23 protein-coding genes and 1 tRNA gene are annotated in these 23,917 nt (G+C 71.9%); 15 read left to right on the top strand and 9 right to left on the bottom strand.

Annotation, left to right across the window (positions count from 1 at the left end; all coding sequences use genetic code 11):
- The first annotated feature begins 1 nt into the window (after position 1).
- The 9 genes from G7063_RS09145 (at position 2) to G7063_RS09105 (ending at position 9,164) form a co-directional block, all read left to right on the top strand.
- Positions 2 to 658, top strand: coding sequence for a SatD family protein (locus G7063_RS09145; RefSeq protein ID WP_166414124.1), 657 nt, complete (start codon positions 2 to 4; stop codon positions 656 to 658).
- Positions 655 to 1,506, top strand: coding sequence for a hypothetical protein (locus G7063_RS09140; protein WP_166414123.1), 852 nt, complete (start codon positions 655 to 657; stop codon positions 1,504 to 1,506). Before G7063_RS09145 ends, G7063_RS09140 begins: the two co-directional genes overlap by 4 nt.
- A 13-nt stretch (positions 1,507 to 1,519) precedes the next feature.
- Positions 1,520 to 2,536: a LacI family DNA-binding transcriptional regulator gene (locus G7063_RS09135; protein ID WP_166414122.1), complete on the top strand. Its 1,017-nt coding sequence runs from the start codon at positions 1,520 to 1,522 to the stop codon at positions 2,534 to 2,536.
- Between the two features lie 244 nt (positions 2,537 to 2,780).
- The gene (locus G7063_RS09130) at positions 2,781 to 4,457 is read left to right on the top strand and encodes a glycoside hydrolase family 13 protein (RefSeq protein WP_166414121.1); all 1,677 of its coding nucleotides are present in this window, start codon (positions 2,781 to 2,783) and stop codon (positions 4,455 to 4,457) included.
- Between the two features lie 2 nt (positions 4,458 to 4,459).
- Complete coding sequence (locus G7063_RS09125; protein ID WP_166414120.1) at positions 4,460 to 5,881, top strand: ABC transporter substrate-binding protein; 1,422 nt, start codon at positions 4,460 to 4,462, stop codon at positions 5,879 to 5,881.
- 82 nt (positions 5,882 to 5,963) lie between these two features.
- Complete coding sequence (locus tag G7063_RS09120) at positions 5,964 to 6,914, top strand: carbohydrate ABC transporter permease (protein ID WP_206188129.1); 951 nt, start codon at positions 5,964 to 5,966, stop codon at positions 6,912 to 6,914.
- Position 6,915: 1 nt separating this feature from the next.
- Complete coding sequence (locus G7063_RS09115) at positions 6,916 to 7,890, top strand: carbohydrate ABC transporter permease (RefSeq protein ID WP_166414119.1); 975 nt, start codon at positions 6,916 to 6,918, stop codon at positions 7,888 to 7,890.
- A 124-nt stretch (positions 7,891 to 8,014) separates the two neighbouring features.
- On the top strand, positions 8,015 to 8,503 hold the full coding sequence (gene def, locus G7063_RS09110; protein WP_166414118.1) for a peptide deformylase: 489 nt from the start codon (positions 8,015 to 8,017) through the stop codon (positions 8,501 to 8,503).
- A gap of 160 nt (positions 8,504 to 8,663) precedes the next feature.
- Positions 8,664 to 9,164, top strand: coding sequence for a DUF3145 domain-containing protein (locus G7063_RS09105; RefSeq protein ID WP_166414117.1), 501 nt, complete (start codon positions 8,664 to 8,666; stop codon positions 9,162 to 9,164).
- A 578-nt stretch (positions 9,165 to 9,742) separates the two neighbouring features.
- On the opposite strand, the gene G7063_RS09100 is transcribed toward G7063_RS09105, so the two are convergent.
- The 5 genes from G7063_RS09100 to G7063_RS09080 all read right to left on the bottom strand — a co-directional run bounded on the left by G7063_RS09100 (position 9,743) and on the right by G7063_RS09080 (position 14,669).
- Positions 9,743 to 10,987, bottom strand: a complete 1,245-nt coding sequence (locus tag G7063_RS09100; RefSeq protein WP_166414116.1) for a beta-ketoacyl synthase — start codon at positions 10,985 to 10,987, stop codon at positions 9,743 to 9,745.
- Positions 10,988 to 11,071: 84 nt separating this feature from the next.
- Positions 11,072 to 11,320: an acyl carrier protein gene (locus G7063_RS09095; protein ID WP_102508315.1), complete on the bottom strand. Its 249-nt coding sequence runs from the start codon at positions 11,318 to 11,320 to the stop codon at positions 11,072 to 11,074.
- A 91-nt stretch (positions 11,321 to 11,411) separates the two neighbouring features.
- Positions 11,412 to 12,416, bottom strand: a complete 1,005-nt coding sequence (locus tag G7063_RS09090) for a beta-ketoacyl-ACP synthase III (protein ID WP_166414115.1) — start codon at positions 12,414 to 12,416, stop codon at positions 11,412 to 11,414.
- Positions 12,413 to 13,390, bottom strand: coding sequence for an ACP S-malonyltransferase (locus G7063_RS09085; protein WP_166414114.1), 978 nt, complete (start codon positions 13,388 to 13,390; stop codon positions 12,413 to 12,415). The genes G7063_RS09090 and G7063_RS09085 overlap by 4 nt, the downstream gene beginning before the upstream one ends.
- A gap of 88 nt (positions 13,391 to 13,478) precedes the next feature.
- Positions 13,479 to 14,669 (bottom strand): CdaR family transcriptional regulator, encoded by a 1,191-nt coding sequence (locus G7063_RS09080; protein ID WP_166414113.1) that lies wholly within the window; start codon positions 14,667 to 14,669, stop codon positions 13,479 to 13,481.
- 119 nt (positions 14,670 to 14,788) lie between these two features.
- On the opposite strand from G7063_RS09080, the gene G7063_RS09075 reads away from it, so the two are divergent.
- On the top strand, positions 14,789 to 15,484 hold the full coding sequence (locus G7063_RS09075) for a hypothetical protein (protein WP_166414112.1): 696 nt from the start codon (positions 14,789 to 14,791) through the stop codon (positions 15,482 to 15,484).
- 88 nt (positions 15,485 to 15,572) lie between these two features.
- Here the strand turns inward: G7063_RS09075 and aceE are convergent, their stop codons facing one another.
- Complete coding sequence (gene aceE / locus G7063_RS09070) at positions 15,573 to 18,320, bottom strand: pyruvate dehydrogenase (acetyl-transferring), homodimeric type (RefSeq protein ID WP_166414111.1); 2,748 nt, start codon at positions 18,318 to 18,320, stop codon at positions 15,573 to 15,575.
- Positions 18,321 to 18,662: 342 nt separating this feature from the next.
- On the opposite strand from aceE, the gene G7063_RS09065 reads away from it, so the two are divergent.
- The 3 genes from G7063_RS09065 to G7063_RS09055 all read left to right on the top strand — a co-directional run bounded on the left by G7063_RS09065 (position 18,663) and on the right by G7063_RS09055 (position 19,747).
- Complete coding sequence (locus G7063_RS09065; protein ID WP_166414110.1) at positions 18,663 to 19,097, top strand: DUF3052 domain-containing protein; 435 nt, start codon at positions 18,663 to 18,665, stop codon at positions 19,095 to 19,097.
- Complete coding sequence (locus G7063_RS09060; RefSeq protein ID WP_166412509.1) at positions 19,081 to 19,560, top strand: peroxiredoxin; 480 nt, start codon at positions 19,081 to 19,083, stop codon at positions 19,558 to 19,560. Before G7063_RS09065 ends, G7063_RS09060 begins: the two co-directional genes overlap by 17 nt.
- Before the next feature lie 113 nt (positions 19,561 to 19,673).
- Positions 19,674 to 19,747: transfer RNA gene (locus G7063_RS09055), tRNA-Val, on the top strand.
- A gap of 371 nt (positions 19,748 to 20,118) precedes the next feature.
- Here the strand turns inward: G7063_RS09055 and G7063_RS09050 are convergent.
- Positions 20,119 to 20,631, bottom strand: coding sequence for a GNAT family N-acetyltransferase (locus tag G7063_RS09050; protein ID WP_166414109.1), 513 nt, complete (start codon positions 20,629 to 20,631; stop codon positions 20,119 to 20,121).
- A 118-nt stretch (positions 20,632 to 20,749) separates the two neighbouring features.
- The gene (locus G7063_RS09045; RefSeq protein ID WP_166414108.1) at positions 20,750 to 21,259 is read right to left on the bottom strand and encodes a pyridoxamine 5'-phosphate oxidase family protein; all 510 of its coding nucleotides are present in this window, start codon (positions 21,257 to 21,259) and stop codon (positions 20,750 to 20,752) included.
- Between the two features lie 86 nt (positions 21,260 to 21,345).
- Between G7063_RS09045 and G7063_RS09040 the strand changes: the two genes are divergently transcribed.
- Positions 21,346 to 22,008 carry a sugar O-acetyltransferase gene (locus G7063_RS09040; RefSeq protein ID WP_166414107.1) on the top strand — a complete coding sequence of 221 codons (663 nt, stop codon included), beginning with the start codon at positions 21,346 to 21,348 and terminating at the stop codon, positions 22,006 to 22,008.
- Entirely contained in the window at positions 22,005 to 22,982 is a 978-nt protein-coding gene (locus tag G7063_RS09035) for an LLM class flavin-dependent oxidoreductase (protein WP_166414106.1), read from the top strand. Before G7063_RS09040 ends, G7063_RS09035 begins: the two co-directional genes overlap by 4 nt.
- Before the next feature lie 75 nt (positions 22,983 to 23,057).
- Here the strand turns inward: G7063_RS09035 and pdxY are convergent, their stop codons facing one another.
- A complete protein-coding gene (gene pdxY / locus G7063_RS09030; RefSeq protein WP_166414105.1) occupies positions 23,058 to 23,909 on the bottom strand; it encodes a pyridoxal kinase PdxY in 852 nt (283 codons plus the stop codon).
- Positions 23,910 to 23,917: the final 8 nt, after the last annotated feature.

The raw sequence follows: 23,917 nt of genomic DNA, 5'->3' as shown, positions 1-23,917 counted from the left end.
CATGAGTAGTCCGCGGTACGCCCTCATCGTCGACATCGTCCGCTCGCGCGACCTCGCCGACCGCGCAGCGGCTCAGACCGACGTGCTCGACGCCTTCGCCCGCGCCCACGACGTCGTCCCGCTCGAGACGCCCCTCTGGGCGACCGTCGGCGACGAGTTCCAGGCACTTGCCGCCACGCTGCCCGCCGCCGTGTGGACCGCGACCGTCGCCCGCCTCCTCCTGCCGGACGGGATCGACGTCCGCGTCGGCATCGGCCGCGGTGAGACCCGCGACGTCGCGCAGGACGGCGACGGGCCTGCGATCAAGGACGGCTCCGCCTGGTGGTCCGCACGCGACGCGATCGACGAGGCCCACCGTCGCGCCGACCGCAAGGAGTCGCCGTGGGTGCGCACGTGGTACCTCGACGGGGCCACCTCGGGAGGCGCCGACGACTCGGTCGCCCTCGTCGACGCGCAGCTTCTCGTCACGGACAGGATGATCGACGGCATGACCCCCTCCCAGCGCTCCTACGTCGGCGCGTCCGCGCTCGGCCGCACCCAGGCCCAGGTCGCGGCCCTGCACGACGTCACGCAGCCCGCCGTCTCCCAGGGGCTGCGCCGCTCGGGCGGCACGGCGCTCGTCGGGGCGCTCGCGCTCCTCGAGGAGGCGGTCCGGTGACAGCGGCAGTCGTCCTCGCGCTCGTCGTCACGGCCGACGTCGCGCGCGGCGCGCGCCTCCCCCGACGGGCCCTCGCCCTGCTCGTCGCGCTCGCCGTCGCCGCGGTCGGCGTCACGCTCGTCGTCGGGCTCGGCGCGCACGTCGTCACCGTCGTCGTCGGGGCGCTCGTCGCGGGCGCCTGGGCGACGCTCATGCCGCACGCGGGTTCCGTGGACGACGGGGTGCCGGCGGCTCCGCCCCGCGCGTGGCCCGCCGCGGCGCTCGCCGCGGTCCTCGTCGTCGCCGCGCTCGTCCCCGGGCCCGTGCCCGCGGGGCCGCTCGTCGACGCGTGGGCGCGGACCGTCCCGGGCCGCGAGGGCGTCCCGGTCGCGGTCGCGCTCGCCGTCGTGGTCGTGCTCGTCGGGCTCACGCGGACCGCGAACATCGTGACGCGCGCGGCTCTCGCGCGCGCCCGGCGCCTGCCGGACGGCGATGCCGCCGCGCTGCCAGACGGCGATGCCGCCCCGCTGCAGGCCTTCCGCCGCCCGACAGGGTGGCGTCTCACGGTGCGTGGCCGTGACCTCGCCTCCGTCAGCGCCGTGGAGGCGCAGCCCGTGCCGGGTCCTGTCATGCGCGGCGGCCGGTACATCGGTCCGCTCGAGAGGGTCCTCGTCCTCGTGCTCGCTCTCGCGGGCGCGTTCCCCGTCATCGCCGCCGTCCTCGCGGCCAAGGGCGTCGTGCGCTTCCCGGAGATCTCCGCGGACCGGGCGCGCGGCACCAAGGCCGAGGAGTTCCTCGTCGGCTCCCTCGTCTCGTGGGCCTGTGCGGGAGCCGGAGTGCTCCTCGTCCGGGTGTGCGGTCTCGGCTGAGTAGGGTGTGGCCATGTCGAAGCGTCTCGCCGAGGTGGCGAAGAAGGTCGGGGTCTCCGAGGCCACGGTGAGCCGTGTGCTCAACGACAAGCCGGGGGTGTCGCAGGCGACGAGGGATGCGGTGCTCACGGCGCTCGACGTCATGGGCTACGAGCGGCCGACGAAGCTGCGGGGCGAGCGCAACCGGCTCGTCGGCCTGGTCCTGCCGGAGCTCTCGAACCCGATCTTCCCGGCGCTCGCCGAGGTCATCGGCGGGGCGCTCGCGCAGAACGGCTTCACGCCGGTGCTGTGCACGCGCTCGGCGGGCGGCGTCTCGGAGGCCGAGTACATGGACCTGCTCCTCGGGCAGCAGGTGTCGGGCGTGATCTTCACGGGCGGCCAGTACACCGAGCGTCGCGCGGACCACGCGCACTACCACCGGCTCGTCGACCTGGGGCTGCCGCTCGTCCTCATGAGCGCCTCGGTCGAGGACCTCGAGGTCCCGACGGTGTCGTGCGACGACCTCGTCGCGATGACGCAGGCGTTCGAGCACGTCGTCTCGCTCGGTCACGAGAGGATCGGCCTGCTGCTCGGGCCGGCCGACCACATCCCGTCGGAGCGCAAGCTCGCGGCGGCCCTCATCCTCGCGGAGCGCCACGGCATCGAGCTCGCCGAGGCTGACGTCGTGCGGTCGGACTACTCGCTCGAGTCGGGCCAGGCGACGGTCGCGCGTCTGCTCGCGCGCGGGGTGACGGCGGTCCTGTGCGCGTCGGACCCGCTCGCGCTCGGCGCGATCCGTGCGGTGCGGCGCTCGGGACGGTCGGTCCCGGAGGACGTCTCGGTCGTGGGCTTCGACGACTCCGCGCTCATGAACTCGACGGATCCGGCGCTCACGACGGTGAGGCAGCCGATCGAGCCGATGGGGCGGGCCGCGGTCGGACTCCTCACGCAGCTCATCGCGGGGCAGGACGTCGCGAGCGACGAGCTGCTCTTCGAGCCCGAGCTCGTCGTGCGGCGGTCGACGGCGCCGGCGCGGCCTGCGGCGGGCTGAGCGTGGTGCCCGCTGGTGCGGGCCGAGAGCTGCGTCGCAGGTGGGCGCTGGTGCGTCGACGACGGCGGTCCCTTCGGGGGCCGCCGTCGTCGTGCTCTGCGGGGCGGCCTCGGCGACGCAGCGACAGAAATCCATGGGATGTCTCGTTTCGATAAACGTCTTGTCGAGTTCTTGCGCGGGTCCTGTCGTTCTCTTACGTTAGGGGAGCGGGAGAAGCCCGCATCCCCGACGACGAGGAGCAACCGTGGACGACGTGACGAACGTCGCGATCACCGCACCCTGGTGGCGCCACGCGGTCATCTACGAGATCTACCCCCGGAGCTTCGCCGACGGCGACGGCGACGGCACGGGAGACCTCGCGGGAGCGCGAGCCCGCATCCCGTACCTCCGCGACCTCGGCGTCGACGCAGTCTGGTTCACCCCCTTCTACCGCTCGCCCCTCGCCGACGGCGGCTACGACATCGCCGACTACCGCGCGGTCGACCCCCGCTTCGGGACGCTCGAGGACGCCGAGGCCTTCATCCGCGAGGCGCGCGAGGCCGGCATCCGTACGATCGTCGACGTCGTCCCCAACCACGTCTCCGACGAGCACCCGTGGTTCCGCGAGGCGCTCGCCGCAGCCCCGGGCGACCCCGCCCGCGAACGCTTCTGGTTCCGCCCGGGCCTCGGCCACGACGGCTCCGTCCGTCCGACGGCCTGGACGGGGGAGTTCCAGGGCCCGACGTGGACCCGGACGACGAACCCCGACGGCACGCCCGGCGAGTGGTACCTCCACCTCTTCACGCCCGAGCAGCCCGACCTCAACTGGAACCACCCCGACGTCCGCGCCGAGCACGAGGCCGTGCTGCGGTTCTGGTTCGACCGCGGGGTCGCAGGCATCCGCATCGACTCGGCCGCGCTCCTCGTCAAGGACGACACGTTCCCGGCGACGGTCCCTGCCGACGTCACGCCGGGGGAGCACCCCTACGTCGACCGCGACGAGCTCCACGACGTGTACCGCGCCTGGCGCGCCGTCGCCGACGCCTACGACGAGCCGCGCGTGCTCGTCGGCGAGGTGTGGCTGCCCGACACCGAGCGGTTCGTGCGCTACCTGCGGCCCGACGAGATGCACACAGCGTTCAACTTCGACTTCATGACCCGCCCGTGGGACGCGGGCTCGATGCGCGAGTCGATCACCGCGACGCTCGCCGCCCACGCGACGACCGACGCGCCCGCGACGTGGGTCCTGTCCAACCACGACATCACGCGGCCCGCGACCCGCTACGGTCGCGCAGACTCGTCGTTCGCCTTCCGTGCCAAGCGCTTCGGCACGCCGAGCGACCTCGCCCTCGGGGTCAGACGAGCGCGCGCAGCAGCGCTGCTCACGGCCGCGCTCCCCGGCGCGCTCTACGTCTACCAGGGCGACGAGCTCGGTCTCCCGGAGGTCGAGCTGCCGCCGTCACGCATCCAGGACCCGATGCACGCCCGCTCGGGCGGCGTCGACCCGGGCCGCGACGGCTGCCGCGTGCCTCTCCCATGGTCCGGCACGGTCCCGCCCTTCGGATTCGGCCCGGCAGGGTCGACGCCGTGGCTCCCGCAGCCGGCCACATGGTCGGCGTTCACGGTCGAGACGCAGGAACGCAACCCTGCCTCGACCCTCCACCTGTACCGGCGCGCGATCGCGCTGCGCCGGTCAGAGCCCGGGCTCGCGCACGGCGCGCTCGACTGGCTCGACCTCGGCGCGGACGTGCTCGCGTTCCGCCGCGACGACGTGCTCTGCGTCGTCAACCTCGGGAGCGACCCCGTCGCGCTCCCGGACGCCGACGTCCTCCTCAGCTCCGAGGCGATCGTCGACCGCGTCCTCCCGACGGACTCCGCGGCGTGGCTCCGCACGAGCCAGCCCACCTCGACGACCCGTCCCGGGTCGACCACGAAGGAGTGACGATGAGGCTCAACCGCACCACCGCGCTGGCCACGGCCGGCGTGCTGACGCTCGGGCTGCTGGCGGCCTGCGGCACGGACACCCCGGCGCCGGGCGCGTCGACGACGCCGGGCGGCTCGACCGGCACCACCGCCGGTGCCGAGCAGGTGACCATCTCGGTCGCAGGCCTGCTGCCCGGCTCCAAGAAGGAGGCCGTCGACCAGCTCGAAGAGCGGGTCAAGGCGTTCGAGGCGAAGTACTCGAACATCAAGGTCGAGACCCGCGAGTACCAGTGGCTCGCGTCGACCTTCACGACGCAGCTCGCCGGCGGCACCCTCCCGACCGTCTTCGAGATCCCCCTCACGGACGGCAAGACGCTCATCGAGAACGGCCAGCTCGCGAACCTCGACGCGCAGGTCGCGGCCCTCGGCATCAAGGACAAGTTCTCGACGGCCGCGATCGACGCAGGCAAGGGCGCCGACGGTCAGATCTACGCGATCCCCGCGAAGTCCTTCTACTCGGTGACGCTCCACTACAACCGTGACCTCTTCACGCAGGCGGGGCTCGACCCCGACAAGCCGCCGACGACGTGGGACGAGATCCGGGCTGCGGCGAAGACGATCACCGAGAAGACCAGCGTGCCGGGCTATGGCATGATGGCGCTCGACAACGCCGGCGGCTGGCAGCTCACGGCCGCGGCGTACTCGCGCGGAGGCCGCGTCCAGACGTCGTCGGGCGACACGTACACCGCGACGCTCACCGACCCGGCGGTCAAGGCGCACCTCGAGTGGCTCAAGGCGCTGCGCTGGGAGGACGGCTCGATCTACCCGGGCACCGAGCTCGGCTGGGGCGAGATCAACGCGGCGTTCGCCGCGGGGCAGATCGCGATGTACACGTCGGGCTCCGACATCTACAACGCGCTCGTCGAGAACAACGGCGTGACGAAGGACTTCGGTTACGGCCTCGCGCCGGTCCCGACCGAGGGTGCGAACGCCGGGGCGCTCACGGGCGGCACGTACGCGGCCGTCCGCACCGACGCGACGGACGCTGAGAAGGACGCTGCGGTCAAGTGGATCTACCACTGGTACCTCGAGCCGCAGCTCGACCAGGACGCCGCGGTCGCCAACGCGAAGTCCCGGTTCGACGCCGGCCAGGCCGTCGGCACCCCCGTGCTCCCGATCTTCTCGAAGGCGGAGTACGAGACGTCGATGGGCTGGATCAAGGAGTACATCAACGTGCCGCTCGACCACGTGTCGGCGTACACGAACGTCATGTTCGACCAGCCGCTCGTCGGCGAGCCGAGCCGTTCGACCCAGCCGACGTACGGTCTGCTCTTCCCGATCGTCCAGGCGGTCCTCACGGACAAGAACGCTGACGTCGACGCCCTCCTCGCGAAGGCCAACACCCAGGCGCAGAAGCTCATCGACGACGGCGTCGAGAGCTGAGCCACCCGCCGTCACGGTCCCGGGCGGCGCGCATGCGCCGCCCGGGACCCGTCCCTGCAGGTCCCCGACGAAAGGTCGACCGATGACCGCACCCGCACCCGTCGCGGAGAGCGCCGACACGTCCCTGGTGAGGCCGCACCGCCGCAGCCCGCTCACGTGGGTGCGCGGGGGAGGGCTGAGCGCCCTCGTCCTCGCCCTCCCGCTCCTGCTCATCTTCGGGGTCTTCTCGTGGTTCCCCATCGGCCGCGCCGTCCTCATGAGCTTCCAGGAGACGAACTTCGTCGGGCAGTCGACGTTCGTCGGGCTCGAGAACTTCCGCAACGTCCTCGCCGACCCGGTCCTGCCGATCGCGGTCCGCAACACGGTGTACTTCGCGTTCCTCGCCCTGCTGTTCGGCTACCCCGTGCCGCTCGTGGCGGCGGTCCTCATGCGTGAGGTCCGTCGGATGCGCGGCGTCTTCACGGTGCTCGCCTACCTGCCGGTCGTCGTGCCGCCGGTCGTCGCGGTCATGCTGTGGAAACTCTTCTACAACCCGACGAAGTTCGGGGTGTTCAACACGATCCTCGGCTGGTTCGGCGTCGAGCCGGTCGCGTGGCTCTCCGACCCGGGACTCGTCATGCCGGCGCTCGTCCTCCAGGCGACGTGGGCGGCCGCGGGAGGCACCGTCATCATCTATCTCGCCGCGCTCACGGGCGTGCCCTCGGAGCTGTACGACGCGGCCGAGGTCGACGGCGCCTCGGTGTGGCGCAAGATCTGGCACGTGACGATGCCCCAGCTGCGGGGCATCCTGCTCATCACGTTCATCCTCCAGATCATCGGGACCGCCCAGGTGTTCCTCGAGCCGTACCTCTTCACGGGTGGTGGGCCGAACAACGCGACGGTCTCGATCCTCCTGCTCGTCTTCCGCTACGCGTTCGGCAACTCGCTCGGGGCGCAGTACGGCGAGGCGACCGCGCTCTCGCTCATGCTCGCGGTGTTCCTCGGGATCGTCTCCCTCATCTATTTCCGTCTCACCGAGCGCTGGAGCAAGTGACATGACGACGACCCGCACCGCGTTGCCCGTCTCCGCCCCGGTCGCGCCCGCGGCCGCCGAGCCGCCGCGCCGCGGCCGTGCCCGGCGAGCTCCCGAGCCCGAGGAACGTGGCGTCCTCTCGGACGCGGACCGGCGCCGACCTCTCGTCCGCCTCACCTGGCGGACCCTGCACACGGCGCTGCTCGTCATCCTCGTCGTGTGGTGCCTCGGCCCGCTCCTGCTGCTCGCGAAGTTCGCGGTGACGCCGACCCAGGACATCCTGCGCACGCCGCTCGCGTTCTTCCCGAACGGGGTCGCGTGGGAGAACCTCGACCGCGCGTGGAACGACGTCCACATCTCCCTGTACTTCCTCAACACCGTGTACGTCGCGCTGGGGTCGTGGCTCGTGCAGATCATCGTCGCCGTCACGGGGGCGTACGTCATCTCGGTGCTGCGGCCCCGCTGGTCCCGCTACCTCCACTCGGCGGTCCTCGCGACGCTGTTCGTGCCCGGTGTGGTGCTCCTCGTGCCGCTGTACCTCACGGTGCTCAACCCGCCGCTCCTCGGGACCTCGCTCGTCGACACGTTCTGGGCCGTGTGGCTGCCGGCAGGGGCGAGCGCGTTCAACGTCGTCATCGTCGCGCGGTTCTTCGACTCGCTCCCACGGGAGATCTTCGAGGCTGCACGTGTCGACGGGGCCGGACCCTTCCGGCTGCTGCGGAGCATCGTCCTGCCGATGAGCAGGCCGATCGTCGGCGTCGTGTCGGTCTTCGCCGTCATCGCGTCGTGGAAGGACTTCCTCTGGCCGATGCTGGTCCTGTCCCGCCCCGAGCTCCAGCCGCTCTCGGTGCGGCTGCCCGCGCTCGAGGCGTCGACCGACAAGGGTGTCTTCCTCGCGGCGCTCGCGATCGCGACGGTCTTCCCCGTCGTGCTGTTCCTCGTCTTCCAGCGCGTCTTCCTCCGGGGCGCGGGCCTGGGCGGCGCGGTCAAGGGCTAGGGCGACCCCCGGCGCCCCAGGCGGCCCCGGTGCGGCACGCTGCCGCACCGGGGCACGGGCGCGTCCCGTCACAGGAGTCCGGACGCGTTCCCGGACGGCGCCCGTCCCATGAAACAATCGAGCCATGGCCATGAGAGACATCCGCGTCCTGCCCGACCCCGTCCTGCGCACGCCCTGCGAGCCGATCACGCAGGTCGACGACCGGGTGCGCCAGCTCGTCGCAGACCTTGTCGAGACGGTTGACGACGAGGGTCGTGCAGGCCTGGCCGCGAACCAGATCGGCGTGAGCCTTCGCGCGTTCTCGTGGAACATCGACGACGAGATCGGCTACGTGCTCAACCCGCGCATCGTCGACCTCTCGGAGGACGAGTACCAGGACGGCGACGAGGGCTGCCTCTCGGTTCCGGGCCTGTGGTTCTCGACCCGTCGCGCCTGGTACGCGAAGGTCGAGGGCATCGACCTCGACGGCAACCTGGTCGTCGTCGAGGGGGAGGAGCTCATGGCGCGCTGCCTCCAGCACGAGGTCGACCACCTCGACGGGTACCTCTACCTCGACAGGCTTGAGAAGTCGGTGCGCAAGAAGGCGATGCGCGCGCTGCGCGAGCAGCTCTGAGTCCGGGCAGGGACGCCGCCGGAGGTCGGTGGCGTCCCCCTCTCGCCAGGGACCGCCCTTCTGGGGCATGATGGTCCTGTTGCACCGTGCAGGACCGCCGGTCTTCGTGATCTCGCAGGACGTTGGGGAAGACGACCCTCGAGACACAAGGAGGCCAACCATGGCTGGTTCGTCGACCCGCGGTGTACTTTTCGTGCACTCTTCGCCCCGTGCGTTGTGCTCGCACCTGGAGTGGGCCACCGAGAACGTCCTCGGCGTGCGCGTCTCCCTCGACTGGATCGACCAGCCCGTCGCGCCCGGCATGCTGCGCGCGGAGCTGTCCTGGCAGGGCGAGCCCGGCACGGGCGCCCGCCTCGCGTCCGCGCTGCGCGGCTGGGCCCACCTGCGCTATGAGGTGACCGAGGAGGCGAGCCGCGGCACCGACGGCTCCCGCTGGAGCCACACCCCCGAGCTCGGGATCTTCCACGCGGCGACCGACGTCCACGGCAACGTCGTCGTCCCTGAGGACCGCGTGCGCGCGGCCCTCGAGCACGCCGACGACCCGGTGCGCATGCGCACCGAGCTCTCGCTCGCGCTCGGCCAGGCGTGGGACGACGAGCTCGAGACGTTCCGCTACGCCGGAGCAGGTGCCCCGGTCCGCTGGCTCCACCGGGTCGGCTGACCAGCCCGCCGCCGGCTGCGGACCCAGGCTGACCCCGTCACGGGGAGCGAGCGCGCACAAGGGTCGTCACCACGCGCGCACTCGCTCTTCCTGCCGAACCCCGTCCCGACGGATTGACGCTGTCCGACCGTTCGATGGTCGGAAACCGTCACTCCGTGGCCGTCGCAGTGGCTCGATAGCCGATCGGACCACTTCATCTGCACGGATCGGCTATTCACCATGGGCGTGGTGCGCTCGATAGCGGATCGGGACGCATGACACGTACGGATCCACTATCCAGCGACTCCCCAGCACGACGGACTGACGCTTTCCGACCGTTCGATGGTCGGACGGCGCCAATCCGTGTTCGGAGAAGTGGCTCGATAGCCGATCGGACCACTTCGTCCGCGCTGATCAGCTATCCACCGCGGGCGCGGTGCGCTCGATAGCGGATCGGAACGCATGACGTGTACGGATCCGCTATCCATCGGGGAGCGCGAACCATCGGAGTGCGCACCAACGCTGCAGGGCGGCGCTCCCCCGGGGAGCGCCGCCCTGCAGCGAGCAGACTACGCGTGCGCAGCTCGCACGCGTAAGCGTCAGGCGTTCGTCACGACGAGCGCGACGTTGTGACCGCCGAACCCGAACGAGTTGTTGATCGCGGCGACGTCGCCCTGCGGCAGCGCGCGCGGCGTGTCGCGGACGAGGTCGAGGACGAGCTCGGGGTCGGGGTCCGTGACGTTGATCGTCGGCGGGGCCTGACGCTCGTGGAGCGCGAGCACCGTGAAGATCGTCTCGAGGGCGCCGGCGCCTCCGAGCAGGTGCCCGGTCATCGACTTCGTCGCGGAGAGCGCGACGTGGTCGGCGTCGTCGCCGAGGACGCCGCGGATCGAGCGGGCCTCGATGAGGTCGCCGACGACGGTCGACGTCGCGTGCGCGTTGACGTGGACGACGTCCTTCGCGGTGACGCCCGACTCGGCGAGGGCCGCCGCCATGGCGCGACGCTGGCCGTCGCCCGTCGGCTCGGGGGACGTGATGTGGTAGCCGTCGGCCGTGAGCCCGACGCCAGCGATCTTCGCGTAGACGCGGGCGCCGCGGGCCGCAGCGTGCTCGGCGGCCTCGAGGACGACGATGCCCGAGCCCTCGCCGATGACGAAGCCGTCGCGCGCGGTGTCGTAGGGGCGCGAGGCGCCCGCGGGGTCGTCGTTGCGCAGCGAGAGCGTGCGCGATGCGGCGAAGGCGGCGATCGGCATGGGGTGGATCGTCGCCTCGGTGCCGCCGCACACGACGATGTCGGCGCGGCCCGTGCGGATCATCTCGAGGCCGTAGCCGATGGCCTCGGCGCCCGACGCGCACGCCGAGACGAGCGCGTGCGCACCGGCGCGCGCCCCGAGCTCGAGCGAGACGAAGGCGGTCGCGGAGTTCGGCATGAGCATGGGGACGGTCATGGGCAGGACGCGGCGGGCGCCCTTCTCGCGCAGGGTGTCCCACGCGTCGAGCGTCGTCCAGATGCCGCCGATGCCCGAGGACACGACGGTGCCGAGACGGTCGCCGTCGACCTCGGGGGAGCCGGCGTCGGCCCACGCCTCGCGCGCTGCGATCATCGCGTACTGCGTCGAGGGGTCCATGCGCTTGATCTCGGGACGGGGGAGTACCTCGTCGGGGGCGACCTTGATGGTCGCGCCGAACTCGACGGGGATGCCGTACGTGACGGACCAGTCGTTGTCGAAGGTCCGGGCGCCGGATTCGCCCGCGAGGGCGGCGCGCCAGGTGGAGGCCACGTCCCCACCCAGAGGGGTGGTGGCGCCGAGGCCGGTGACGACGACGTCGCGAGGGGTGGTCATGGTGGTCTCCTCAGGAAGGCTGGGGTCGTGCAGGGGTGGCTGGGCGCCGGTCCCGGGCCGCGGACGGCCCGGGACGCGGGCGGCTCAGGCCTGGGCGTTCGTGATGAACGAGACGGCGTCGCCGACGGTCGCGAGGTTCTTGACGTCGTCGTCGGGGATGGTGACGCCGAACTTGTCCTCGGCGTGCGTGACGATCGTCATCATCGACAGCGAGTCGATGTCGAGGTCGTCCGTGAAGGACTTCTCGGAGGTGACGGTGTCGGCCGGGAGGCCGGTCTCCTCGGCGACGATCTCGGCGAGCCCGGCGAGGACCTCGTTCTCGGTGTAAGCCATGGGTTGCTCCTTCGGTTGGTCGCCGCGTGCGGCGGTGGGGTGGTGAGGGTGCTGCTGCCCGTCGCCGCGTGCGGCGCCGGAAGGGGTGAGGCTACGGGACGACGATGACCTGGGCCGCGTAGACGAGGCCGGCGCCGAAGCCGATCTGGAGGAGGACGTCGCCGCTCTTCGCGGCGCCCTCGCGCACGAGGCGCTCGGTCGCGAGCGGGATCGACGCGGCCGACGTGTTGCCGGTGTCGGCGATGTCTCGGCCGACGACGACGTCCTCGCGCAGGCCGAGCTGCTTGATCATCTGGTCGATGATGCGCATGTTCGCCTGGTGGGGGACGAAGACGTCGATGTCGGCCGGCGTGAGGCCAGCGGCCTCGACGGCCTTGAGCGTGACGGGGCCCATCTGGAAGGCGGCCCACTTGAACACCGAGGGCCCGTCCTGGCGGAGCGTCGGCCACTCGGCGCCCTCGACGCCCGCGGACTCGTTCCACGGGAGGGTCTGGCGGATCGCGTCGGCCTTGGAGCCGTCCGAGCCCCAGACCGTCGGGCCGATGCCGGGGAAGTCGGAGGGGCCGACGATCGCGGCGCCGCCGCCGTCGCCGAGGAGGAACGAGATGGAGCGGTCGGTCGGGTCGATGAAGTCGCTCATCTTCTCGGCGCCGATGACGAGGACGTGGCGGGCGGCGCCCGAGCGGACGAGGGCGTCGGCCTGGCCGATGCCGTACGCGTAGCCGGCGCACGCGGCCGAGATGTCGTAGGCCGCGGCGGGGTTGGCGCCGATGCGGTCGGCGACGATCGCGGCACCCGCGGGCGTCTGGGCGAAGTACGTGACGGTCGAGAGGATGACGACGTCGATGTCCGCGCCCGTGAGCCCGGCCTTCGCGAGGGTGTCGCGCGCGGCGCCCTCGGCGAGGTCGAGGACGTCGGTGCCCGCGCCGGCACGCATGCGCGTGACGATGCCGGTGCGCTGGCGGATCCACTCGTCGGAGGAGTCGATGGGGCCGGCGATGTCGTCGTTCGTCACGACGTTCTCGCCGCGGACGCCGCCGATGGCGAGGACGCGGGAGAACTGGGGGCCGGTGGCCTGGACGAGCTGCGTGGTCACGCGAGGTTCTCCTCGGTCGGGGCGGTGGTGCCGGAGTGTCGGGCGAGCAGGTCGCGCGCCGCGTCGAGGTCGTCGGGGGTCTTGACGGCGACGAGCTCGACGCCCTTGAGGACGCGCTTGGCAAGACCGGTGAGGACGCCGCCGGGCGCGAGCTCGAGGATCGCGGTGACGCCGAGCGCGGCGAAGGTCTCCTGGCAGAGGTCCCACCGGACCGGGGCGACGACCTGACGGCCGAGGTGGTCGAGGACCTGGGCGGAGGTGCCGTGGCCGTGCGCGCCGCCGAGGTAGGCGGCGCCGTCGAGGTTGGAGACGAGGGGGAGCGTCGGGTCGGACGCGTCCCACGCGGCGGCGACGGGCGCGAACTCGGCCCGTGCGGACTCCATGAAGGGCGTGTGGAACGCGCCGGCGACCTTGAGCGGCATGACGCGGGCGCGCGTCGGCGGCTGCTCGGCGAGGCGGGCGAGCCCTTCGAGCGAGCCGGCGGCGACGACCTGGCCGCCTCCGTTGACGTTCGCGGGGAAGAGGCCGGCGGCCTCGATCGAGGCGAGGACCTCGTCGGGATCTCCGCCGAGGATGGCGCTCATGCCGGTCGCCTCGGCGGCCGCGGCGACGGCCATGGCCCGGGCGCGGCGGGCGACGAGGCCGACGGCGCCGGCGTCGGTGAGGACGCCCGCGACGGCCGCGGCGGAGAGCTCGCCGACCGAGTGGCCTGCCGTGACGTCGACCGTCCCGGCGGCGGCGCGGTCGCCGAGGACCTCGCGGAGCGCGACGAGCGACGCGGCGACGATGAGGGGCTGGGCGACGGCCGTGTCCCGGATCGTGTCGGCGTCGGACAGCGTGCCGTGGGCGACGAGGTCGAGGTCGGCGGCGGTCCCGAGCTCGTCGAGGCGCGCACGCACACCGTCGATCTCGAGCCACGGGGAGAACATGCCGGGGGTCTGGGAGCCCTGGCCGGGGCACAGTACTGCGATCACCCGTCAACCTTGCCTGTTCAGGGGGTCGAGCGACCCGTGACGACGCGCACGAAGTGTGCGAGGGGACATTGTGAGAAACCTACAAGACCTAGGGGAGGCGGGGGATCTCGTGGCGTTCGAGCTCGCCGAGCGCGAGCGCGACCTGGAGGACGAACGACTCCCGGGCGTCGAGCGGGTCCCACCCCGTGAGCTCGGCGACCTTCCGCAGGCGGTAGCGCACGGTGTTGGGGTGGACGTAGAGCGAGCGCGCAGCGGCCTCGAGGGAGCGTCCCGTGCCGAGGTACGCGGAGAGGGTCTCGAGCACGGAGCCCGTGCTCGCGCTGAGCGGCGCGTACGCGGTCTCGACGAGGGTGCGGCGTGCGAGGCGGTCGCCCACGAGGACCCGCTCGGGCAGGAGGTCGTCGGCGTGGACGGGGCGCGGGGCCTGCGGCCACGCGGGCGCCGCCGCGAGGGCTGCGAGTGCTGCGGCCGCGCTGCGCCCGGCCTCGGAGATCGAGCCGACGACGGGCCCGATGACGACGGGTCCGGGGCCGAAGCGCGCGACGAGCGAGCGGGCGGCCTCGAGGAGGTTGTCGCCGCCGCCGAGGACGAGGACGACCCGGTCGGACTGGATGCCGACGAGCGCGTCGTCGACGAGCCGGCGGGTCGCGCGGCGCAGCTCGGCCGCACGCACCTCGTCGAGCCGCGTCGTCGTGGTGCCGACCATGACGAGGACGTTCGCCGCACCGGACCAGCCGAGCGCGGCGACGCGCGAGCGCACGGCATCGTCGTTCTCGCCGCGCATGAGCGCGTCGACGGTGAGCGCCTCGAGGCGAGCGTCCCACGCGCCGCGCATCTCGGCGGCGCGCGCATAGACCTCCGCGGCCGAGAACGCGACCTCGCGCGAGTAGCGCAGGACGGCCTCGCGCAGGTCGCGCTCCTGGCCGGGGACGGCGAGGCGGTCGGAGTGGGCCTCGACCACCTCGACCGCGAGACGCACGAGCTGGAGCGTCTGCTGCAGCGAGATGGCCTGGGTGAGCTCGGGCGGGGCGGCGGAGAAGATCTCGCCGACGCCCGGCGCGTTCGACGGGTCGGTGTACCACTCGATGAACGCGGAGACCGCGGAGCTCACGACGACGCCGATCCACGAGCGGTCGTCGGCCTGCAGGTCGCGGTACCACGAGAGCTCGGCGTCGAGCTGCGCGAGAGCGGCCTTCGTGAGCATGCCCGAGCCCTCGCGGACACGACGCAGGTTCTCGTCGTCGGCGAGGGCGGCGGGTGTCACGAGCGGAGGGGTCATGGGGCGAGCATACGGCGCACGTTGTGGGGTAGCGACAAAACCGGGAGGGGGTGGGTCGCACCGCGAGATGGGGCAGATCTGCCCGGGACACCAGTGCTTGAAGAAGATATGGTCAAGTCATGGCTCTCTTCCCGAAGTTCCGCAAGATCTTCCAGCGACCGGACCCCGTCTCGCGAGTCGGGGCGCGACGCCCCACGAGCGCGACTCCGGCAGGGGACGAGGCACGGGAAGACACGCTGCGGGCCCGGCTCGCCGAGGACCCCAACGACGTCGAGGCGTTCCGCGCGCTCGCCGACCTCGTCCGCCGTCGGGCCGACGGGCCGCACCCCGCGGAGGACCCGCTGACCCCCGCGGACGACGCCGAGACCGCCGAGCAGGAGCGCGCCCGCCGCGGCGACCTCGCAGTGTGGTCGCTCGCCGAGGAGCTCGCGGGGCACCCGCGCGCCTGGTACCCGCTCGTCGAGCTCGCACGGCTGTCCGTCGGAGAGGACCATGAGCAGGCCGTGCGCCGGCTCGTCAACGCGCACGAGCGTGACCCCGAGGGGCATGCGCTCGCGCACGGCCTCGGCGTCCTGCGGGACGCCGGGCGCCCTGCCGAGGCGCTGTCGCTCGGCACGGGCCATTGGCGCGCCCGTGAGCACGACCCTGAGGTCGGGCGGCACCTCGTGCTCTCCGCGCTCGAGGCCGGGCGTCCTGACGAGGCCGAGCGGCACCTCTCGGCGATCGACCTTCATCCTGACCAGAAGAAGGTCGCGGAGCTGCGCGGCGAGCTCCGCGCAGCGCTCGACGCGGCCGCGGACCACACGCAGGCCTGAGCCGCGCGTACGCGCCTCGCACGCACGAACGACAGGAGCCCCGCACCTCTCGGTGCGGGGCTCCTGTCGTGTCAGCGGGGGACGGGACTCAGGAGTCGCCGCCCACCGAGCCGGACGTGCCGGCGGTGACGTCGTGGATCCGGTACTTCTCGATCGCCTGGGCGGGGGCCTCGGCGGCGACGTCGCCGCGGACCGCGAGGGCCTGCAGGACGCGGACGGCCGTCGAGGGCCCGTCGATCTTGAAGTAGCGGCGGGCCGCGGCGCGCGTGTCGGAGAAGCCGAAGCCGTCCGCACCGAGCACGTGGTACTCGCCCGGGACCCAGGCGCGGACCTGGTCCTGCACGAGCTTGTCGTAGTCACTCGTCGCGACGAACGGACCCTCGGCACCCGCGAGCTTCTCGGTGAGGTACGCCGTACGACGCTCCTCGCCCGGGTGGAGGAAGTTGTGCTCGTCGGCGGCGAGGCCGTCGCGGCGCAGCTCGAGCCAGCTCGTCACGGACCACACGTCGGCCTGGACGCCCCAGTCCGCCGCGAGGATCTCGGCGGCCTCGAGGGCCCAGAGGACACCGACGCCCGACGCGAGGATCTGGGCGCGCGGGCCCTCGCCCTCGGCACGGTGGATGCGGTGGATGCCCTTGAGGATGCCGTCGACGTCCACGTCCGCGGGCTCGGCCGGCTGACGCATCGGCTCGTTGTAGACCGTGAGGTAGTAGATGACGTCGCGGTCGCGGCCACCGTTGTCCTGGCCGTACATGCGCTCGAGTCCGTCGCGCACGATGTGGCGGATCTCGTAGCCGTACGCGGGGTCGTAGTGGACCATGTGCGACATCGTGCCCGCGAGGAGCGGCGAGTGGCCGTCGGCGTGCTGGAGGCCCTCGCCCGTGAGGGTCGTGCGGCCTGCGGTCGCACCGATGAGGAAGCCTCGCGTCAGCTGGTCGCCGGCCGCCCAGAACTGGTCGCCCGTCCGCTGGAACCCGAACATCGAGTAGTAGAAGTAGAACGGCACGAGCGGCTCGCCGTGCGTCGCGTACGACGTGCCGACGGCCTGGAAGGCGGACGCGGAGCCGGCCTCGTTGATGCCCGTGTGCATGATCTGGCCGGACTCGGACTCGCGGTAGGAGAGCATGAGCTCGGCGTCGACCGGCGTGTAGTTCTGGCCGAGCGTGTTGAAGATCTTTGCGCTCGGGAAGATCGAGTCGAGACCGAAGGTCCGCGCCTCGTCCGGGATGATCGGGACGATGCGGTGTCCGAACTCCTTGTCGCGCACGAGGTCCTTGAAGAGACGCACGAGCGCCATCGTCGTGGCGACCTCCTGCTGGCCCGAGCCCTTGGCGAGCAGCTCGTAGGCCTTGTCGCCCGGGAGCGTGAGCTCCGTGTGCTTGGTGCGACGCTCGGGGACGAACCCGCCGAGCGCGCGGCGGCGCTCGAGCATGTACTGGATCGTGGGGTCGTCGGCGCCCGGGCTGTAGTACGGCGGCATGTACTCGACGGCGTCGATCTGCTCGTCCGTGATCGGGATGTGCAGCGTGTCGCGCAGCGTCTTGAGCTCGGCGTTCTTGAGCTTCTTCATCTGGTGCGTCGAGTTGCGCGCCGCGAAGCCCGAGCCGAGGCCGTAGCCCTTGACGGTGTGCGCGAGGATGACCGTCGGCTGGCCCGTGTGGGCACGCGCCGCGGCGTAGGCCGCGAAGATCTTGCGGTAGTCGTGGCCGCCGCGCTTGAGGGCCCAGATCTCGTCGTCGGTCATGTTCTCGACGAGCGCCTTGGTGCGCGGGTCGCGACCGAAGAAGTGCTCACGGATGTACGCACCGTCGTTCGCACGGAACGTCTGGTAGTCGCCGTCGAGCGTCTGGTTCATGAGGTTGACGAGCGCGCGGTCCTTGTCGGCGTTGAGCAGGACGTCCCACTCGCGGCCCCAGATGACCTTGATGACGTTCCAGCCGGCGCCGCGGAACTGCGCCTCGAGCTCCTGGATGATCTTGCCGTTGCCGCGGACCGGGCCGTCGAGGCGCTGCAGGTTGCAGTTGACGACGAACGTGAGGTTGTCGAGCTGCTGCTGCGCCGCGAGCTGGAGCATGCCGCGCGACTCGGGCTCGTCCATCTCGCCGTCGCCGAGGAACGCCCAGACGTCCTGCTGCGAGGTGTCCTTGATGCCGCGCTCGTGGAGGTAGCGGTTCGTCCACGCCTGGTAGATCGCGGACGACGGGCCGAGGCCCATCGAGACCGTCGGGAACTCCCAGAGCTCGGGCGCGAGGCGCGGGTGCGGGTACGACGGCAGGCCGCCGCCCTCGTGCGAGTGCTCCTGGCGGAAGCCGTCGAGCTGGTTCTCCGTGAGGCGACCCTCGAGGAGGCCACGGGCGTAGACGCCGGGGGAGGCGTGACCCTGGAAGTAGACCTGGTCACCGCCGCCCGGGTGGTCCTTGCCACGGAAGAAGTGGTTGAGGCCGACCTCGTAGAGCGTCGCGACGGACGCGTACGACGAGATGTGGCCGCCGACCCCGATGCCGGGGCGCTGGGCGCGCGTCACCATGACGGCGGCGTTCCAGCGGATCCACGAGCGGTAGCGGCGCTCCATGGCCTCGTCACCCGGGAAGTACGGCTCCTCGTGGACGCCGATCGAGTTGACGTACGGCGTCGTGAAGGACGTCGGGATCGCGACGTTGCGCTCCCGTGCCCTCTTGAGCAGGTTGAGCAGGACGTAGCGTGCGCGCGGGCCGCCCCGGTCGTCGATGAGCCCGTCCAGCGCCTCGACCCACTCAGCCGTCTCGGCAGGGTCGAAGTCGGGGACCTGGCTCAGCAGGCCGTTGATGAGCGGGCGCGTCTCGTCGTGCGATGCCACCAGAAACCTCTTCATCTCCTCGGGAGCCCGCCCCCGCAGGTGCGGGAGGGGCCGGGCCGGTCCTCGGCGGTGCGGTGTGCCGCAGCCCGCGTCGGGTGGTGCCGCTCCATTGTGTTCACCACAGCGCGGCAAAGTCACACCCACGGGGCCTCCAACGGGCGTGACGTCCATGACACTCTACGGTTCGCCCGGGTCCTGGATGAGGGCGCGTCGCAGGGCGGACACCGGGACGGACGGTGCGAGCGTGGACTAGGTTGAGCAGGTGGGCCCCGTCCGGGGCCACGGCGACGGAGCCGCGGGCGGCCTCCGTCGTCGGCGGAGTGCGAGAGAGGACGGTCCCAGGTGGCGACGACGAAGGACCCCGGCAGCGCAGCAGATGCGGCAGGGGTGGAGAGGCTGGGCTTCGAGGACGGGGACCTCGTCCAGGAGTTCGGGTACGCCGACGACGTCGACCACGGGGTGCGCGACGCGATCGCCGACCTCACGGGGTCGGACCTTGCGGACGAGGACTTCGACGACGTCGTCGACGGAGCGATCGTCTGGTTCCGCGACGGTGAGGGCGACGACCTCACGGACACGCTCGTCGACGTCCAGACCGTGCTCGACGACGGCGCCCCCATCTGGGTGCTGACGCCCAAGCCGGGCCGCCGTGGGCATGTGGGCCACAACGACATCCAGGAGGCCTCGACGACCGCGGGCCTCCACGCGACGAGCACGTTCTCGCTCGCCGACGACTGGTCGGCGACGAAGCTCGGCACGCGTGGCCGGGGCCGCTGACGTGGCCGGCGTCCCGCAGGTCGGCGAGCCGGCCCCCGACTTCACGCTCCAGGACGTCCACGGCACGCCCGTGACGCTGTCCGACCTGCGCGGCGCGCCCGTGCTCGTCGTGTTCTTCCCCTTCGCGTTCTCGGGCATCTGCACAGGCGAGATGTGCGAGATCCGGGACAACCTCGAGGACTTCGAGACCGCGGGCGTCCGCGTTCTCGCGATCTCGTGCGACCCCGTCTACTCGCTGCGCGCGTGGTCCGAGCAGGAGGGGTACGACTTCGACCTGCTGAGCGACTTCTGGCCGCACGGCGACGTCGCGCGCGCCTACGGCGTGCTCGACGAGAACCGGGGCCTCGCGATCCGCGGCAGCTTCCTCGTCGACGAGGACGGTGTCATCCGCTGGAGCATCGTCAACGCTCCCGGCGAGAAGCGCGCCTTCTCGGGGTACCACCAGGCGCTCACGCTCGTCTGAGCCTTCTGCGTCGCGACGCCGGGCACCTTGCGGGGTGTCCGGCGTTGCGCGTTCAGGATGCGGGAGCCTCGGTGGCGCGTGCATGAGGAGCGGGTATCGTGTGACCGCTTCAAGGGCCTGTAGCTCAGCTGGTTAGAGCGCCACGCTTACACCGTGGACGTCGGGGGTTCGAGTCCCTCCGGGCCCACCCAGAGTCTCGTGCAGTGACACGCGACCTGCGAGGGCGCGTCGTGTGCGCGCTCCGCACCGGTGCCCTCGTCACGGGCTCTCTCGTGGGCTTTGCGGGTGAGGGTGGCGAACGATGCGGCGAGCCGGGGCGTCGCCGTGCGTCATCGGTGACGTCGGGCCTCGTGGAGAAGGGTGAGGTCGAGCAGCCGCCTCGATGGGTCAGCGCAGCCTGAAGCGAGTTCCCGTCGCGGTGTTGTCACTCGCGGAAGCGACGCGACGCATGGATCCGGTAGACCCGCGAGCGGCGAGACGCCACAAGGTGCGCCCGCTGACTCGATGACTGGTTCGAGCTCTGAGAGCTAGGGCGTGGACCGACCGCTGCTGTGCCGGCTACGATTCCCAGCGCTCTTCCCCGTCCACCATCACGTCGGTGACGTGCATGCCCAAGCGACGCGCTACACCGACAGAGGGCTGGTTCGCAGAACTGATCCACGCAACAAGGAGCCCAGCACCCTGTGACCGCAACCAGTCGCACATCTTGCTCGCGGCCTCTGTGGCGAGCCCCTCGCGCTGATGTCGTGGCGACACGAACCACGCGACCTCGGCGACGAGCGCCTCGTTCTCGCGCGTCACGGTCGCCTGGGTGAATCCGATCGGCTCGCCGGAGTCACGTCGGCGAATGATCCAGTTCAGCCAACCCTGCTGACCGTCGGCGGAGCAGCCGAGGACCTGCCTCGCGTAACGCTCCGCCAGCTGTGCAGAAGACGGGGCGCCACCACCGATGTACTCATATGCGGCAGGGTCGGCAAGAACTCCGACCATCTCCGGAGCATGCCCAACCGTCAACGGCTCCAGACGTGCGCGCGTAGTTTCGAGGGGTTCAGCAGCGGGCCAGGTGTTCATCTCCCTCAGTATCTCAACGTCCCTCGGTTTCGGCACCGGCGCCGCACCCGTCAGTCCGCCATAGCGGCCACCCGTGCGGATGCTCGGAGCGCCGGTCATCCGGCCGGATGCAGGTACCTCAAGATCGTTCAGCCGCAGCGCGACGCGCGAGCAGATCGCCGAGGAACTTCGGCACCCGTCCGGTGCCGAAGTCGAAGTAGCGCGCCCACGTTGGCCTGACGGCGATCCGGGCCATGCGCGGGTAGGTCGCGCGGCACTCGGCCTCGAACGCGGCGGCCGCCTCGGGCGGCATGCTCCGGCGCGCTGCCTCGAGGTACTCGGGCTCGACGCCGTCGACGACGGTCACCTCGGCGAGGCCGCGCAGGCTGAGCGCGCGCGCCTGCGCGGGCACGCCGTCGGCCCCGACGCCTTCGAGCGCGAGCGCGACGGCGGGTGCGGCGCGCAGCGCCGCGACCTTCGGTGCGTGCTCGCCCGTCGCGACGACGATCTCCGTGCCCGTCCACCACACGCCGACGGGCACGACCCGCGGCGTTCCGTCAGCGGCGACGTAGGAGAGGTGCCCGGACGTCACTGTGGCGAGCAGCTCGCGTGCCGCGTCGATCTCGGCGTCGATCCGTTGCTGGTCCATGCGTGCCTCCGTCAGTGGTCGAGGTGTCGTCGGGACAGGCGGGGCCGTTGTCACGACGGCGCCTGCGGAACCGCTACCGTCGTGCGATGGACTACTTCGCGGGCGACGACCGGAGCAACTACCAGCGTATGGTCGACGGCGACTTCTACGTCGCCGACGACCCGCGGATCGGTGAGGCGGTCGCGCGGGCCGCCGACGGGATCCACCGGTACACCGAGCTGAGCCGCACCGACCCGGCCGCGGCCCGCGACGTGCTGGCGGGCGTGCTCGGCTCGCTCGGCGAGGAGTCGCACATCAGGCCGCCCTTCGTCGTCGATCTCGGCTTCAACATCCATCTCGGTGCGAGGACGTTCGTCAACTACAACCTTGTCGCGCTCGATGTCGCGCCGATCTGGCTCGGTGACGACGTGCTCGTCGGGCCGAACGTCCAGCTGCTCACGCCGGTCCACCCGCTGCAGCCGACGCCGCGCCGGGACAAGCTCGAGGGTGCGCTGCCCATCACGATCGAGGACAACGTGTGGCTCGGCGGCGGGGTCATCGTGTGCCCGGGCGTGACGATCGGCCGCGATACGGTCGTCGGGGCGGGCTCGGTCGTCACGCGGGACTTGCCGGCCGGCGTCCTGGCGGTGGGCAACCCGGCGCGTGTCGTGCGGGAGCTCACGGACGACGACTTCGACGCGCGACGCCCGCGCAAGGGCGCGGACGGCGCGCGGAACACCGCGGGCAGCGAGGGTGTTGACCTCGCATGACGCGCTTCTCGATGCTCGACCTCGCCACGTCGGCGCCCGGCCGCACGGTGCGTGAGGCCCTCGCCGAGGTCGTCCCGGCGGCGCGCGCCGCCGAGGCGGCCGGTTACCACCGGGTCTGGTACGCCGAGCACCACAACATGCAGGCGGTCGCCTCGTCGGCGACGGCCGTGCTCGTCGGGCACGTCGCCGCGCACACCTCGTCGATCCGCCTCGGGGCGGGCGGCGTCATGTTGCCCAACCACTCGCCGCTCGCGATCGCCGAGCAGTTCGGGACGCTCGCCGAGCTCCACCCGGGTCGCATCGACCTGGGCCTCGGGCGTGCGCCGGGCGGCGACCTCGCGATGCTCGCCGCGCTGCGGCGCAGGCCCGAGGACTCCGAGCGCTTCCCGACGGACGTCGTCGAGCTCGCCTCCTACCTCGGCGACGGTCTTCCGACCGAGGCCGTCAACGCGTATCCGGGCCGCGGCACGAAGGTGCCGCTCTACATCCTCGGCTCGTCGCTGTTCGGTGCGAACCTGGCGGCCCGGCTCGGGCTGCCGTACGCGTTCGCGTCGCACTTCGCGCCCGACGCCCTCGACGTGGCGCTCGCCACCTACCGGCGCAGCTTCCGCCCGTCGGCGGCCTGCCCCGAGCCGTACGCGATCGTCGCGGCGAACGTCGTCGCGTCCGACGACGCTGCCGAGGCGGCGCACACGTTCCGCGCCGTGCTGCGCGAGCGCGTGCGGCGCTTCGTGCTGCGGCCGGGTGCCGAGCTCTCGGACGTTGACGTCGAGACGATCCTCGACGGCTCCCACGGCGAGCGTGTGCGGCACATGATGTCCGTGAGCGCCGTCGGCAAGGTCGCCGACGTCCGCGGCTACGTCGGCGAGCTCCTCGAGCGGACGGGCGCCGACGAGATCATCGTCGCGCACCAGGTGCCGGAGCTTAGGGCGCGCGTGCGCAGCATCGAGCTGCTCGCGGAGGCTCTCGCCTGAGTCCCGGGACGACTGTGGGGGCTCCTGCACACGGATCGTGTGCAGGAGCCCCCACAGTTCGTCGGGAGCGCGCGGTCAGCGCACCTGGCGCACCTCGAACTGCAGCTGCGGGTGCGCGTAGAACTCCTGCGCCGCGACGAGCTCGAGCTCACGGCGACCGGACTCGTGCGTCGTGCGCAGGAGGTCGAACACCGACGACGTCGTGCGCGCTAGCGCGTCGGCCGCGTCGCGGGTGCGCACGTAGTGCGCGGTGAAGAGCGCGGCGGTGACGTCGCCCGAGCCGTTGGCCTTGAACGGCAGGTGCGGGGTCGTGACGATCCACGCGCCCTCGGGCGTCACGGCGAGCATCTCGATCGTGCCGGGCTCGCGGTCGGGGCGCTCGACGCTCGTCACGAGGACGACCGACGGGCCCATCGCGCGGGCGAGGTCCGCCGACGCCAGGGTCGACTCGAGCGTGTCGGGCTCGGTGCCCGTGAGGAAGCCGAGCTCGAACTGGTTGGGCGTGATGATGTCCGCCGCGGGCACGACGCGGTCGCGCAGGAGGACGGGGATCGCGGGCGCCACGAAGCAGCCGCTCTTGGCGTTGCCCATGACGGGGTCGCACGCGTAGAGCGCGGCCGGGTTCGCGGCCTTGACGCGGGCGACGGCGTCGAGGATGACGTCGGCGATGCCCTCGCCGCCCTGGTAGCCGGAGAGGACCGCGTCCGTGTCGGCGAACGCGCCGCGCTCCTCGACGCCCGTGACGACCTCGCGGACGTCCTCGGGGGCGATGAGCGGTCCGCGCCACGCGCCGTAGCCCGTGTGGTTGGAGAAGTTCACGGTGTGGACCGGCATGACCTCGACGCCGATGCGCTGCAGCGGGAACACTGCCGCGGAGTTGCCGACGTGGCCGTATGCGACCGAGGACTGGATCGAGAGGATCTTCACCCCTGAAG

The organism is Sanguibacter sp. HDW7 (assembly GCF_011300875.1).
Taxonomy (GTDB): Bacteria; Actinomycetota; Actinomycetes; order Actinomycetales; family Cellulomonadaceae; genus Flavimobilis.
This window is presented reverse-complemented; position numbering and strand designations above follow the sequence as displayed.